The sequence below is a fragment of the Burkholderia ubonensis genome (assembly GCF_902833085.1).
Taxonomy (GTDB): domain Bacteria; phylum Pseudomonadota; class Gammaproteobacteria; order Burkholderiales; family Burkholderiaceae; genus Burkholderia; species Burkholderia ubonensis.
Genome location: NZ_CADFEB010000007.1, coordinates 111,014 through 125,293, shown reverse-complemented (window position 1 = coordinate 125,293; position 14,280 = coordinate 111,014). Strand labels below are relative to the sequence as shown.

The window sequence follows — 14,280 nt, the reverse complement described above, 5'->3', positions numbered from 1 at the left end:
AAAAAAACCCCGAACGCCGGCCGGTGTTCGGGGTTTTGCGTGCGCGCGGCGCGGCGGCGCGTCAGACCACGGTGATCGCGAGCGCGCTTTCGCGGTAGTGCTTCGCCGCCTTGTCGGTTTCGCCGAGATGCTCGAACAGGCGCGCGAGCGCACGATGTGCGCGCACCCTGAGCGCCTCGTTGTCGGCAAGCTTGAGCGCCGATTCGAGGAACGACTGCGCCTTGCCCCACAGCTGCTGCTGCTGGCAGAGGCGGCCGAGCGCGAACAGCAGGTCCGCGTCGTCCGGGTGATCCTTCTTCCACCCTTCCGCCTTCTGGATCAGCGGCAGCGCGTCCGCGCCGGCGGTATCCGGGTAGCGGCGCAGCAGGCGCGCATCCCAGTTGTGCGCGAGCGCGTCCTCGACGATGCGGCGCGCTTCCGGCCGGCGTTCGAGCGACACGAGCAGGTCCGCCGCGAGATCGGCGAGACGCGGCGACTGCCGCTCCGTCGTCGACAGCGACTGCCACACCTCGAGCAGCGCATCGGGATCGTGACGGCGCTCGCGCAGCAGGTTCTCGGCCGCCTGCTGGCGCAGCCGCACCGCCGCGGCCGGATGCAGCGCCTCGCGCTTTTCCAGCGCCTTCGCGAGCTTCAGCACCTCGGCCCAGTTCTTCAGCTGCTGCTGCGCGCGCAGCGCGACCTGCTGCGCGTGGATGCGCTTGCCGCCCGCCTGCATCTCGGACAGCGCGGCGAGCGCGCCGTCGGCATCGCGCGCGTCGGCGCGCATGTCGGCCGCGGCTAGCAGGCGCGCATCCTGCCACTCCGGCGCGCCGACCTTCGACAGCCAGTCGTCGCGGCGCGCGTATTCATGCATCCGATGCGCGGCGGTGGCCGCGACGAGGCTCGCCGCGCCCTGGTTCGCGTCGATCGACAGCGCGTCGCGCGCGGCCTTCTCGGCGCGCGAGAAGCGGCCCGCGTACAGGTTCGCGATCGCGTCGCGCAGCGACGCCTGCGCCTTCTCGTTGCGCGAGCGGGCGCGATACGCGGCGACCCGCTGCGGCATGCGCCAGATGTTGCGCACGATGCGCATCAGCGCGTAGACGACGATGAACAGCACGACGATGCCGACCACGAACAGGTTCAGCGACAGGTCGACCCGGTACGGCGGATAGACGAGCAGCACCTGGCCGGTATCGAAGCGGCCGACGGTGGCGAGCGCCGCGGCGATCGCGAACAGGACCGCGAGCCAAACGATTCCTCGAAGCGTCATCGTTACCCCCGGCTCTTGAACTGCTGAACGGCGTTCAGGCTCGTGTTCAGGTTCGGCACCGCGACCGCCAGCGACGCGCCGTCGACCTGCTTGAGCAGATCCTCGACGGTCTGCGTATCCTTCGCCGCCTGGTCGAAGTATTTCGCGAGCGACGCCTGCGCCGCGTGCAGGTCGGCCTTCATCGCCGCGTCGTTGCGCGCGAGCAGCGACAGCCGGGCGGTCAAGAGGCGCAGCTTCACGTTCTCGCGCACGAAGTAGCCCTGGTCGGGCGATGCGAGCATCGCGTCGGCGTTGTCGATCCGGCGCACCTGCACGAGACCCTTGAGCTGCTCGCCGATGCCGGCCGAGAAGCCGTGCCACCAGACCTTCCAGCGCGGCTCGCCGGTCGCGGCGGCCGTCTTCGCGACGTCGGCCGCCGTATTCGCCTTCGGCGCCGCATGCGGCACGATCGCCTCGCCGGCGAGCGGCAGCGCGTCGATCTTCGCGATCGCGTCGTCGAGCTTGATCGCGAGGCCCGTGAGATCCGCCGACGGCGCGGCCTTCAGCTTCTCGATGTCCTGCGCGAGCGCCTTGCGCACCGTGACGGCCTGCGCGCTCTGCGAGCTCGCGAGGCGCGCGTCGGCGTTCTGCAGCGCGATCAGCGCGAGCTGCGTGTTGCCCGTCAGCTGCAGCTGCTGGCTCGCACTCGACAGCATCTGGTCGACTTCCTCGAACATCCACGCGTCGCGGTTGCGCGCGAGATCCTGGTATTGCTGCTGCAGCGCCTGCTGCGCGTTCTGCGCATCGGCGAGCTTGCCGTCGAGCTGCGCGAGCTGCGTATCGACCTGGTGCGCGCTCGCAAGCGCCTGCTCGGTCTTCGTGCGCGTCTCGGCGGCCTGCGCGTCGAGCGTCTTCTGGCGCGCCGCCAGCGTGTTGTCGAGCCGGTCGACCTTGCGGTTCAGCGCATAGCCGCCGACGCCCGCCGCGCAGCCGAGCACGACGACCACGAGCCACAGGAACGCGCTGCCCCCCCGGCGCGCGCGCGGCTCGGGCGACACGTAAGGCGGACTGGACGGCGCTGCGGATGCAGCGCCCGGCTGGGAAGCGACGCTTTTGGAATCGTTGGTATCTGTCATGCGTTTAGTCACCGGTGCGGCTGTCGCCGGTTGGACGGCCTCGTCGGCCATCGATCGAAACGCGCGGACGATGCGCTCATCGCCCGCGCCGGTCAGCGTAATCCTATCAAAACCCAATGCGCGCGCGGTCTGCTCGATCCGCGGGTGCGGCGTCACGAGCGGCGCGTGCTTCAGCGCGTCGATCTCGGCCTCGGTGAGATGCGCCTGCGCGAGCTCGTGCAGGTTGCGCACGCCTTCCGAGCTCGTGACGAGCCACGCGTGCGGCTCGCCGCCGAGCAGCGCGTGCACGCGCTCCCACGCGCCGATGCGCGGCTCCGGCACGACGCGCCGGTATGCGGCGACGAGGTGCACGTCCGCGCCGGCGTCGCGCAGCCGGTCGGCGAGCCATTCGCGGCCGCCGTCGCCGCGCACGATCAGCACGCGCCGGCCGGCGAGCGCGGCCGCGCCGCCGAACGCGGCTTCGATGCACGCGAACAGGCTTTCGGAATCGTAATGCGGCGCGCCGCCGTCGGCGGGCGCCTGCGGCGCGATCACCCGGTGCGCGGGCGCGGCGATGCCGTGACGCTCGAGCGCGGCGACGCTGCCGGGCCCGACCACGCCGACCGGCAGCGCGTTCGGCCAGATCGCGCCGTACTGCGCGAGCGCGCGGTCGATCGCGTTCGGCGACACGAAGATCACGAGCGCGTAATCGGCCAGCGCCGCGAACGCGGCGGCAAGCGGCGCCGGATCGTCGAGCGGCGCGATGTCGATCAGCGGGAAATCGAGGACGTCGCAACCGGCGTCGGCCAGTTGCGCCGCGAGCCCGGCGGACTGGCCGTCCGGGCGCGTCAGGACGGCGGTGAACGTGCGTGCGCCGCCCGCCATCAGGCGTCGCCCTTGCCGGCCTGCGAGCCGGCGAGCAGCGCGCGGACGATGTCGAGCGCGCCCTGCGCCTCGAGCTCGTCGGCGACCGCGCGGCCGAGCGCGAGCGCGTCGGCAACGGTCATCACCGAAGCGCATTCCTCGGACGTCAGCACGCGCTTGCCGTCGGTCGTCGACACGCGGCCCGTCAGGTACAGCTCGCCCGCGCGCCATACCGCATGCGCGGCGAGCGGCACCTCGCAGCTGCCGCCGAGCGCGCGCGACACCATCCGCTCGGCCTCGACCGCCAGCGCGGTCGCCTGGTCGTGCAGCGGCGCGAGCCACGCGGCGACGTCCGCCCGATGCGACGCGATCTCGATGCCGAGCGCGCCCTGGCCCGCCGCGGGCGGGCTGTCGTCGACGCCGATCAGCGCGCGGATCCGCGCGTCGAGACCGAGGCGCTTGAGCCCGGCCGCCGCGAGGATGATCGCCGCGTAGTCGCCGCGGTCGAGCTTCGCCAGGCGCGTGTCGAGGTTGCCGCGCAGCGGCTGCACCTGCAGGTGCGGGTAGCGCGCGCGCAGCATCGCCTCGCGGCGCAAGCTCGACGTGCCGACCACGGCGCCGGCCGGCAGTGCGTCGAGCGACGCGTAGTCGTTCGACACGAACGCGTCGCGCGGGTCTTCGCGGGTCATGATCGCCGCGAGCGAGAAGCCGTCGGGCAGCGCCATCGGCACGTCCTTCAGCGAATGCACGGCGAGGTCGGCGCGGCCGTCGGCGAGCGCGTTTTCGAGCTCCTTCACGAACAGGCCCTTGCCGCCGACCTTCGACAGCGTGCGATCGAGAATTTGATCGCCGCGGGTCGTCATCCCGAGGATTTTCACGTCACAAGCTGGATATAATTTGCGCAGCGCATCACGCACATGTTCGGCTTGCCACATCGCCAGGCGGCTTTCGCGCGAAGCAATCGTCAGCGTCGCCGGCGGCTGTGCCGACAGAGTCTCGGAATTCATTGCAGGAACATCGAAGGACGGGATTGAAGATCGAATAATGGTAGCACGCACGCCCGCGCCCGCCCGGGCGCGGAGCCGGCCCCGGCGCCGCCTGGTGCGGGCCGCGGCGCGGATGCGCGGAAGTGCCGCAGAAGTCGCAGTCGCTGGATCGCAGTCCCTTTTCACTCGAGCTTTCCCAAGGAAACCCATCGTGAAGTCTTCCGGATCGGCGCGCGCGGCGCGCCGCAATGCTGCCTTGCCCTCCTCCGACGCCCAGACGGGCTCCATCGCCGCCGCCGCAAACGGTCGTGCGAAATCGGCAACCCAGCCGGCAACGAAACCGAAAGACCCGATACGACAGACGAAACGCGCGGCCAAGGCCGCCGCCGCGAACGGCGAGGCCGCCGTCGCGGCGAAGCCGGGCGCCCGCACCCGCGAGGACAAGGACCGCCCGCTGTTCGAGGACATCCGCTTCCTCGGCCGCCTGCTCGGCGACGTCGTGCGCGAGCAGGAAGGCGACGCGGTGTTCGACGTCGTCGAGACGATCCGCCAGACCGCGGTGAAATTCCGCCGCGAGGACGACCGCGAAGCCGCGCAGACGCTCGAGAAGAAGCTGCGCAAGCTGACGCCCGAGCAGACGGTGAGCGTCGTGCGCGCGTTCAGCTATTTCTCGCACCTCGCGAACATCGCCGAGGACCGCCACCACAACCGCCGCCGCCGCATCCACGCGCTCGCCGGCTCCGCGCCGCAGCCGGGCACCGTCGCGTTCGCGCTCGACCAGCTGAAGCAGGCGGGCGGCGCTTCGAAGGGCGTGCTGCAGCGCTTCTTCGACGACGCGCTGATCGTGCCCGTGCTCACCGCGCACCCGACCGAGGTGCAGCGCAAGAGCATCCTCGACGCGCAGCACGACATCGCGAGGCTGCTCGCCGAGCGCGACCAGGAGCTGACCGCGCGCGAACGCCAGTACAACGAGGCGATGCTGCGCGCGCGCGTGACCGCGCTGTGGCAGACGCGGATGCTGCGCGACGCGCGCCTGACCGTCGGCGACGAGATCGAGAACGCGCTGTCGTACTACCGTGCGACGTTCCTCGACGAGCTGCCCGCGCTGTACGGCGACATCGAGGCCGCGCTCGCCGAGCACGGCCTGCCCGCCCGCGTGCCGGCGTTCTTCCAGATGGGCAGCTGGATCGGCGGCGACCGCGACGGCAACCCGAACGTGACCGCCACGACGCTCGACGAGGCGATCCACCGCCAGTCCGCGGTGATCCTCGAGCACTACCTCGAACAAGTGCACAAGCTCGGCGCCGAGCTGTCGGTGTCGAACCTGCTGGTCGGCGCGAACGACGCGGTGAAGGCGCTCGCGGCCGCATCGCCGGACCAGTCGCCGCACCGCGTCGACGAGCCGTACCGCCGGGCGCTGATCGGCATCTACACGCGGCTCGCGGCAAGCGCGCGCGTGCGCCTCGGCGAAGGCACGGTGCCGGTGCGCAGCGCCGGGCGGGGCGCCGCGCCCGTGCGCGCGACGCCGTACGCCGATTCCGAGGAATTCGTGCGCGACCTGAAGGTGCTGATGGAATCGCTCGACGAGCATCACGGCGCGTCGCTCGCCGCGCCGCGCCTCGCGCCGCTCGCGCGCGCGGCCGAGGTGTTCGGCTTCCACCTCGCGAGCATCGACCTGCGGCAGAGCTCCGACATCCACGAGGCGGTCGTCGCCGAGCTGTTCGCGCGCGCAGGCGTCGTGGCCGACTACGCGTCGCTCGCCGAGGAAGACAAGCTGACCGCGCTGCTCGCCGCGCTCGCCGATCCCCGCCCGCTGCGCTCGCCGTACTTCGAATACTCGGCGCTCGCGCAAAGCGAGCTCGGCGTGTTCGAGAAGGCACGCGCGGTGCGCGCGCAGTTCGGCCCGCGCGCGGTGCGCAACTACATCATTTCGCATACCGAGACGGTCAGCGATCTCGTCGAGGTGCTGCTGCTGCAGAAGGAAACCGGCCTGCTCGACGGCGCATTCGGTGCGAAGCACGGCGGCGCGAAGAACGGCCTGATGGTGATCCCGCTGTTCGAGACGATCCCCGACCTGCGCGACGCGTCGCGGATCATGCGCGAGTACTTCGCGCTGCCGGGCGTCGACGCGCTGGTCGCGCACCAGGGCGGCGAGCAGGAAGTGATGCTCGGCTACTCGGACAGCAACAAGGACGGCGGCTTCCTCACGTCGAACTGGGAGCTGTACCGCGCGGAGCTCGCGCTCGTCGACCTGTTCCACGAGCGCGGCATCACGCTGCGCCTGTTCCACGGCCGCGGCGGCACGGTCGGCCGCGGCGGCGGCCCGACCTACCAGGCGATCCTGTCGCAGCCGCCCGGCACCGTGAACGGCCAGATCCGCCTGACCGAGCAGGGCGAGGTGATCGCCAGCAAGTTCGCGAACCCGGAAATCGGCCGCCGCAACCTGGAGACGGTCGTCGCCGCGACGCTCGAGGCGTCGCTGCTGCCGCAGTCGAACGCGCCCGCGCAGCTGCCCGCGTTCGAGACGGCGATGCAGACGCTGTCCGACACCGCGATGGCCGCGTACCGCGCGCTCGTCTACGAGACGCCCGGCTTCACCGACTACTTCTTCTCGTCGACGCCGATCACCGAGATCGCCGAGCTGAACATCGGCAGCCGTCCCGCGTCGCGCAAGCTGCAGGACCCGAAGCACCGCCGCATCGAGGACCTGCGCGCGATCCCGTGGGGCTTCTCGTGGGGCCAGTGCCGGCTGCTGCTGACCGGCTGGTACGGCTTCGGCAGCGCGGTCGCCGCGTACCTCGACGGCACGAAGGACGCGGCCGAGCGCGGCAAGCGCCTCGCGCTGCTGAAGAAGATGAACAAGACCTGGCCGTTCTTCTCGAACCTGCTGTCGAACATGGACATGGTGCTCGCGAAGACCGATCTCGCGGTCGCGTCGCGCTACGCGCAGCTCGTCGCCGACAAGAAGCTGCGCAAGCACGTGTTCGAGCGGATCGTCGCCGAGTGGGAGCGCACGTCGCAGGCGCTGGTCGAGATCACCGGCCAGGACACGCGGCTCGCGACGAACCCGCTGCTCGCGCGTTCGATCAAGAACCGCTTCCCGTATCTCGATCCGCTCAACCACCTGCAGGTCGAGCTGATCAAGCGGCACCGCGCGGGCGACACCAACGCGCGGCTGCGGCGCGGGATTCACCTGACCATCAACGGGATCGCGGCCGGCCTGCGCAACACGGGCTGATCCGCGCCAGCGCGAGCGCGTGCGACGCACGCGCCGCGCAGCACGCACTGCGGCCGCGACGCGCCTTGCCGGGCGTCGCGGCCGTTTCGTTTCAGCGCGCGTCGATCAGCAGCGCATCGTGCTCGAACGAGCCGTCCGGCTGCACCGCGTAATGGCTGCGCACCTCGTCCGGCGCGTGCGCCCACAGCGCGCGGATTCCGGTCACGCTGCCGGCCGGCGTGCGCATCCGCGCGACCCACGAATCGAACTCGATCGGCAGGCGCCAGCGGCTCGCCACCTGCGCGTCGAAGCCCGCGCCGCGGAACATCGCGAGCCATTCGTCGGCCCGGTAGTTGCGCACGTGCGACGCGTCGCGCAGCACTTCCAGCGCCTGCAGATAGGTATCGAGCAGCGGATGGTCGGGGCCGGCGATGTCGATCATCAGTACGCGGCCGCCCGGCTTCAGCACCCGGCGCGCCTCGGCGAGCGCGGCGGGCACGTCGTGCCAGTGATGTGCGCTCATCCGGCTCACGACCCAGTCGAACGTCGCCGCGTCGAACGGCAGCCGCTCGGCCGGCCCGTGGCAGGTGCGGATGTTCGCGAAGCCGCGCTCGCGCGCCGCCGCGTCGACGGTCGCGAGCATCTGCGGCGCCAGGTCGTACGCGACCACTTCGCGCGCGTGCGGCGCGACCGCGAAGCTCGCGTGGCCCGCGCCGCAGCCCAGGTCGAGCACCGTCGCGCCCGGCGTCGCGCGCACCGCGTCGGCGAGCGCCTGCAGGTCGGCGCCGGTCGCGTGGACCGTGCTCGTCAGATAGGCGGCGGCAGTCGAGCCGAACGCGTCGGCAACCTGGTCGTGGTGTTTCATCGCACTCTCCTGTTGGCCGGAGTTGGCGCTTCAGCGCTTACTCCGGCCCCATGCAAAGCTTGGGGGGAACCGTCCGCGCCGATGCGGGCAGACGCGTGAGCCGCTACAATAGGCCCGCCCATGTACCAGTACAAGTTAAGCAGTTATTCTGGTATTCGATCCACCCGCCTGACGATTTCGCATGAACCTTCCGCCCGCCGCCCCCACCCCGCCGCTCGACGCGACGCCCGCCCGCGCGCTCGGCGACTTCATCCGCGCGCACCGCGAGCGCCTGTCGCCGCAGGCGGTCGGCCTGCCGCCCGGCCCGCGCCGCCGCACGCCGGGGCTGCGGCGCGAGGAAGTCGCGCAGCTGTGCGGCGTGAGCCCGACCTGGTACACGTGGATCGAACAGGGCCGCCCGGTGTCCGCGTCGGCCGACGCGCTCGCGCGGATCGCGGTCGCGCTGCAGCTGTCGCGGGCCGAGCGCGCGTACCTGTTCGAACTGGCCGCGCAGCGCGACCCGGCCGAGCCGGACGTCGCCGCCGGCGACCTGCCGCCGACGCTCGCCGCGACCGTCGCCGCGATCGCGACGCCCGCGTACGTGCTCGACCGCCAATGGAACGCGCTCGCGTGGAACCCGCCCGCCGCCGCGCTGTTCACCGGCTGGCTCGACGGCGGCCACGACCGCAACCTGCTGCGCTTCGTGTTCATGTCGCCGGCCGCGCGCACGCTGATCGTCGACTGGGAGACCCGTGCGCGCCGGCTCGCCGCCGAATTCCGCGCCGACTCGATCCGCCACCTGAACGATGCGCCGACGCGCGCGCTGATCGACGCGCTGACGGCCGGCAGCGACGCGTTCGCGCAGTACTGGGCGTCGCAGGACGTGTTCGAGCGCGAAGGCGGCGAGCGCGAATTCGACCACCCGGCCGACGGGCGGCTCGTCTACCAGCAGATCACGCTGAAGCCCGCGCATCGCGAGGACCTGAAGCTCGTCGTGCTGGTACGCGAGTGACCGCGCATCAGAAGCTGATCGTCGCGGTGATCGTGTCGCTGTAACTGCCCGGCGCGGGCGTGGTCTGCGCGGGCACGCGCCCGTAGATCGTGACCGATTGCGCGAGCCCGCTGCCGGTGCCCGTCGCCATCGACGTGCCGCCGGTGCCGTCGCCCCACGGCGTCGAATGGCCGGCGTCCTGGTAGAGCTGATAGCCGACCGCGCCCCCGCCGCCCGAGCGCTGCATCGTGCGCGCGGCAACGTTGCCGCTGCCGCCGGCGTTCAGCGCGATCTGGTACGCATCGCCGTTCGTGCACTGCGCGCTGATCGAGCCGGTCGCCGTCAGCGGCGACGCGAGCACGCCCGCTGCCGGAAATGCAACATTCGTCGCGCTGATGAGGCAGTTGTTCACGACGGTCGCGTTCGCCGCATACGAGAACGTGCCGGCCGATGCTTGCGACGTGCATGGCGTCAGCTGGATGCCGAGCAGCGCGAAGTTGTAGCTGTACGACGCCTGGTTCCCGGCGAACGTCTGCGAGTAGACCGTGCTGCTGTTGTTGACGCTCGGCACCGTCGGCTGGCTCGGCGCGATGCGGCCGTAGACGGTCAGGTTCGCGTTCGCGGTCGTGCCGACCCCCGGCCTCGTCAGCGTGACCGACATCGGCGTCGTGCCGCTGGCGACCGCGCCCCAGGACTGCGTATAGCCAGCATCCTGGTACAGGTCGTACTGCATCTGGTTCGCCCCGTTGGTCAGCGCGCGCGGGGTCCCGGTGAGGTTCAGGCAGACGAGCGCGGTCGTATTGAGGCTTGCCACATCCCACGTGCACGTCACGCTCACCGTGCTCGTCGTCGTGTACGCGAGCTGGGTGATCGGGCTGACCGAGCCGAAGCTCGTCGTCGGTGCGCTCACCGAACAGCTGTCCGCGCGCGCGGACAGCCACGGCGCACCGAGCACCGCAGCCAGCAGCCAGCACGCCATCCAGCGCAGGCGCCGATGCACCCGCCCGATCCGCTCGTCCGTCATGGTTCTCCTCATGGAAACGCATCCGGCTCGACGGCGCCCGCCGCCGGCACGATCGCCGGCTGTCGGCGACAAGCGGCCGACATGCCGCGCGCCCGACCCTCGACTCAGATCAATTCAGATTCCGAAACAATCCCGGCAAATGCAATCATCTGCGTATTTTCTTCCATTTCACACAATCAAATGCGTAGAGTAGTCTAATCTTGTCAGACGGATGTGCGGTTTTATCGAAACGGCGGCGCATTGCGCGGACCAGGCCACGCGAGCCGGGCGATTTCCTGAACGGCCGGAGGAAACCAAGATGAACACCACTACACGCCTCGGACTTTCGGCCGCCCTCGCGGCAGCCGTCGCATTCACGCCCGCGTGGCGCCCCGCCGCCGCCGCGGTCTACTCGAACGGCACCGCCACCGCGCAATTCAACGTCACGCTGACGATCCAGGCGAACTGCACGGTTTCCGCGAACCCGCTCGCATTCGGCACCAGCGGCGTGGTGGGTTCGGCGGTCAATCAGCAGACCACGCTGTCCGTCACCTGCACGGACTCGACGCCGTACAACCTCGGTCTCGACGCGGGCGGTGTCACCGGCTCGACGGTCTCCGCGCGGCTGATGGCCGGCACGGCGAGCGGCAATACGAGCACGACGGTCGGCTTCCAGCTCTACCAGGACGCCGGCCACACGACCGTCTGGGGGAACACGCAGGGCACCGACACCGTCGGCGGCACCGGCAACGGGTCCGCCCAGACGGTGAACGTGTACGGCCAGGTGCCGACCCAGACCACACCGAAGCCGGACACCTATCAGGCCACCGTGACCGCGACCGTCTATTTCTGACGCGCCGTGGCGATTCGCGCCCGTCTCCTCGCCGCCCTGTGCGCCGCGTCAGCGGCAACCGAGTCGGCGGCGACGCTGCAGATTTCGCCGGTGACGCTCGAACTGCCGCCCTCCGTGGCCGCAGCAGGCGTCACGCTCACCAATTCGGGCGCGCAGGCGATCTATGGCCAGGTCCGCACGTTCCGCTGGACCCAGGAAAACGGCGAGGACGTGCTGACGCCGACCGATTCGCTCGCCGCGTCGCCGCCGCTGCTGCAGATCGGCGCGAACGCCGAGCAACTGATCCGCCTCGTACGCACGACGCCCGCAACGCCGGCCGCCGAGGAAAGCTATCGCGTGCTGATCGACGAGCTGCCCGCGCCCGGCACGCCGGTAGCGAACGGCATCACGCTGCGCCTGCGCTACTCGGTCCCCGTGTTCGTCGAGCCCGACAGAACGCCTGCGCCGCCGCGGCTCGACTGGCGCGTCGAATCCGACCCGCGGGGCTGGCTGCTGTCGGTCTCGAACCTCGGCGGCCGGCGTGCGCAGATCTCCGCGGTGCGGCTCGTCGATGCGCAAGGCAATGCGCAGGAAGTCGCGCGCGGACTGCTCGGCTACGCGCTGGCCGGCAGCGTGCGCCGTTGGCCGCTCCGGCTCGATGCGCGCAAGCCGCCGTTCGTGAAGGTCCGGGCGACCGTCAACGCGCAACCGGTCGAGGCGCGGCTGACGCCGCCCTGAACCGGGCGCCGGCCTCCCTCCCTTCACCTTGCGCGTGCCGACGACGCGACCCGCCGATCGACCGACGCCCTCCGGGCGACGCGCGCGCGTTGTCGCCGCAGCATCGGCACTGGTCGCGCTCGTGCTGCGCGCGACCGGCGCGTGCGCGCAACCGGCTGCCGCACCGCCGCTTGCAGCGGCTCCCGAGCCCGGCGCGCTGTACCTCGACGTGTCGATCAACGGCGAACCGACGCACCGGATCGCGCGCTTCCAGCTGGTCGACGGACACCTGTTCGCGGCGTCGGCCGACCTGAACGACCTCGGCATCGCGGCCGGCGACCGCGCGCACGCGCCGTCGAACGCACCGTCGAACGCACTGGTCGCGCTCGACACGCTCGAAGGCGTGCGCTACGACTACGACGCCGGCCGCCAGACGATCGACCTGCGGGTGCCCGACGCGCTGCGCATTCCGCACACGTTCGACACGCGCGCGCTCGCCGCCACGCCGCCGGCCACGTCCGGGCGCGGCATCGTGCTGAACTACGATGCGTACGCGCAGACCGTCGCGCACGCGCCGTTCTCGATCTGGAGCGAAGCGCGCTACTTCGATCCGGCCGGCGTGTTCAGCAGCACCGGCGTCGCCTATCTCTATCGCGACCGGCAGCGCTATCTGCGCTACGACACGTCGTGGACGACGTCCGACCCGCGCACGCTCACGACGATGCAGATCGGCGACACCATCTCGTCGTCGCTGTCGTGGACCCGCTCGCTGCGCCTCGGCGGCCTGCAGTGGCGCAGCAATTTCGGGCTGCGCCCCGATCTCGTGACCTTCCCGGTGCCGGCGCTGTCCGGCAGCGCGGTCGTGCCGTCGGCGGTCGACCTGTACGTGAACAACGTGCGCCAGTTCAGCGGCAACGTCCCGGGCGGCCCGTTCGTGATCAACAGCGTGCCGGGCATCACCGGCGCCGGCAACGCGACCGTGATCACGCGCGATGCGCTCGGCCGCACGATCACCACGTCGATCCCGCTGTACGTCGACACGCGCCTGCTCGCGCCCGGCCTCGCGAGCTATTCGGCGGAAGCGGGCTTCCTGCGCCGCGCGTACGGCATCGACACGTTCGACTATGCGCGCACGCCGGCCGCGAGCGGGTCGCTGCGCTACGGGATCAACGAGCGGCTGACCGTCGAAGCGCACGCCGAAGCAACGAGCGGCGTCTACAACGCCGGCGCGGGCGCGCTCGCGCGCATCGGCGACGCGGGTGTCGCGAATGCGTCGCTGGCCGTCAGCGCGGGACGCTTCGGCGGCGCGCAGGCGGGCGCAGGCTACCAGTACGTGACGCCGCGCTTCTCGATCGACGCGCAGACGCTGCGCGCGTTCGGCGGCTACGGCGACCTCGGCTCCCGCGAGGGCACGCCGGTCGCGACCGCGAGCGACCGCGTGACGGTGTCGTTGCCGTTCCTCCACGCGCAGACGCTGTCGTTCAGCTATCTCGGCCTCAAGTATCCGGGCGCCCGCGCATCGCGAATCGGTTCGGCCGCCTGGTCGGTCAACTTCGGGATGCTCGCGTCGATGACCATCAGCGCGTTCCAGGACTTCCGGCAACGCAGCGCGCGCGGCTTCTTCATCAGCCTGAGCATCGGCCTCGGCGACAACACGTCGATCTCCGCGAGCGCCGGCCGGCAGAACGGCAAGTCGACCTACGCGGTCAACGCGTCGCGCGCGCCCGACTACGACGGCGGCTTCGGCTGGAACGTGCAGGCCGGCGGGAACGGCGGGATGCGCTACGGGCAAGGACAGCTTCAATACCTCGGCCGCGCGGGCGAAGTCACGCTGCTCGCGCAGTCGTTCGCCGGCGAGCGCAATGCGGCGGTCGACGTCGCCGGCGCGCTCGTGCTGATGAACGGCCACCTGATGGCGTCGCGCCGCATCGACGACGGCTTCGCGCTCGTATCGACGGACGCCGGGCGCGTGCCGGTGCTGCACCAGAACCGGCCGATCGGCGAGACCGACCGCGCCGGCTACCTGCTCGTGCCCGACCTCAACGCGTACCAGAACAACCGCGTCGCGATCGACGGCACGACGCTGCCGGCCGATGCGCGCATTACGGACACGACGCTCGACCTCGTGCCGCAGGCCCGCTCCGGCGTGTTCGCGCGGTTTCCGGTCACGCGCTACCGCGCCGCGACGATCGCGCTGCGCATGCCCGACGGCGCGCCGCTGCCGCCCGGCCTCGAAGTCGTCCACGTCGAGAGCGGGCAGCGCACGATCGTCGGCTACGACGGCCTCACGTTCGTCGACGGCCTCGTCGCCGACAATCATCTGGAGATTGCCGGCGACGGACGCCGCTGCAGCGTCGAATTCGCGTACCAGCGCCCGGACGACGGCACGCTGCCGCGCATCGGCCCGCTGACCTGCGCGCTGCGCTGACGCCCGCCCGGTCGCACGGCGGCGAATGCTAAAATCCTCCGATTCCCTCGCGGCG

Annotated in this window: 10 protein-coding genes; 5 read left to right on the top strand and 5 right to left on the bottom strand. The window is 71.1% G+C overall.

The genetic code is table 11. The features are described from left to right. Positions 1-61: 61 nt before the first annotated feature. The 3 genes from HWX31_RS20380 to hemC are packed head-to-tail and all read right to left on the bottom strand — an operon-like array spanning position 62 to position 4,214. Complete coding sequence (locus tag HWX31_RS20380) at positions 62-1,249, bottom strand: heme biosynthesis protein HemY (protein WP_059656250.1); 1,188 nt, start codon at positions 1,247-1,249, stop codon at positions 62-64. Between the two features lie 2 nt (positions 1,250-1,251). Further along, on the bottom strand, positions 1,252-3,228 hold the full coding sequence (gene hemDX, locus HWX31_RS20375) for a fused uroporphyrinogen-III synthase HemD/membrane protein HemX (RefSeq protein ID WP_059714541.1): 1,977 nt from the start codon (positions 3,226-3,228) through the stop codon (positions 1,252-1,254). Then, on the bottom strand, positions 3,228-4,214 hold the full coding sequence (gene hemC, locus HWX31_RS20370) for a hydroxymethylbilane synthase (protein ID WP_174962188.1): 987 nt from the start codon (positions 4,212-4,214) through the stop codon (positions 3,228-3,230). Before hemC ends, hemDX begins: the two co-directional genes overlap by 1 nt. 190 nt (positions 4,215-4,404) lie before the next feature. Between hemC and ppc the strand changes: the two genes are divergently transcribed. Continuing rightward, positions 4,405-7,431, top strand: coding sequence for a phosphoenolpyruvate carboxylase (gene ppc / locus HWX31_RS20365; protein WP_174962190.1), 3,027 nt, complete (start codon positions 4,405-4,407; stop codon positions 7,429-7,431). A 91-nt stretch (positions 7,432-7,522) separates the two neighbouring features. Here ppc and HWX31_RS20360 read toward each other — a convergent pair whose 3' ends face one another. Continuing rightward, on the bottom strand, positions 7,523-8,275 hold the full coding sequence (locus tag HWX31_RS20360; RefSeq protein WP_059948261.1) for a class I SAM-dependent methyltransferase: 753 nt from the start codon (positions 8,273-8,275) through the stop codon (positions 7,523-7,525). Between the two features lie 181 nt (positions 8,276-8,456). On the opposite strand from HWX31_RS20360, the gene HWX31_RS20355 reads away from it, so the two are divergent. Further along, positions 8,457-9,266, top strand: coding sequence for a helix-turn-helix transcriptional regulator (locus HWX31_RS20355; protein WP_174962192.1), 810 nt, complete (start codon positions 8,457-8,459; stop codon positions 9,264-9,266). A 7-nt stretch (positions 9,267-9,273) separates the two neighbouring features. Here the strand turns inward: HWX31_RS20355 and HWX31_RS20350 are convergent, their stop codons facing one another. Then, entirely contained in the window at positions 9,274-10,269 is a 996-nt protein-coding gene (locus HWX31_RS20350) for a Csu type fimbrial protein (protein ID WP_059656240.1), read from the bottom strand. A 298-nt stretch (positions 10,270-10,567) separates the two neighbouring features. On the opposite strand from HWX31_RS20350, the gene HWX31_RS20345 reads away from it, so the two are divergent. Genes HWX31_RS20345 through HWX31_RS20335 form a run of 3 tightly spaced genes read left to right on the top strand, consistent with a single transcriptional unit; the run spans position 10,568 to position 14,225 of the window. Next, positions 10,568-11,101: a Csu type fimbrial protein gene (locus tag HWX31_RS20345; RefSeq protein WP_059633321.1), complete on the top strand. Its 534-nt coding sequence runs from the start codon at positions 10,568-10,570 to the stop codon at positions 11,099-11,101. Between the two features lie 6 nt (positions 11,102-11,107). Next, a complete protein-coding gene (locus tag HWX31_RS20340; RefSeq protein WP_174962193.1) occupies positions 11,108-11,818 on the top strand; it encodes a fimbrial biogenesis chaperone in 711 nt (236 codons plus the stop codon). A 28-nt stretch (positions 11,819-11,846) separates the two neighbouring features. Beyond that, positions 11,847-14,225: a fimbria/pilus outer membrane usher protein gene (locus tag HWX31_RS20335; RefSeq protein WP_174962195.1), complete on the top strand. Its 2,379-nt coding sequence runs from the start codon at positions 11,847-11,849 to the stop codon at positions 14,223-14,225. Positions 14,226-14,280 lie beyond the last annotated feature (55 nt).

Bases quoted from the DNA above. Each gene is read 5' to 3' on its own strand.
- HWX31_RS20380 (WP_059656250.1), bottom strand. From the start codon at position 1,249: ATGACGCTTCGAGGAATCGTTTGGCTCGCGGTCCTGTTCGCGATCGCC.
- hemDX (WP_059714541.1), bottom strand. From the start codon at position 3,228: ATGGCGGGCGGCGCACGCACGTTCACCGCCGTCCTGACGCGCCCGGAC.
- hemC (WP_174962188.1), bottom strand. From the start codon at position 4,214: ATGAATTCCGAGACTCTGTCGGCACAGCCGCCGGCGACGCTGACGATT.
- HWX31_RS20360 (WP_059948261.1), bottom strand. From the start codon at position 8,275: ATGAAACACCACGACCAGGTTGCCGACGCGTTCGGCTCGACTGCCGCC.
- HWX31_RS20355 (WP_174962192.1), top strand. From the start codon at position 8,457: ATGAACCTTCCGCCCGCCGCCCCCACCCCGCCGCTCGACGCGACGCCC.
- HWX31_RS20350 (WP_059656240.1), bottom strand. From the start codon at position 10,269: ATGACGGACGAGCGGATCGGGCGGGTGCATCGGCGCCTGCGCTGGATG.
- HWX31_RS20345 (WP_059633321.1), top strand. From the start codon at position 10,568: ATGAACACCACTACACGCCTCGGACTTTCGGCCGCCCTCGCGGCAGCC.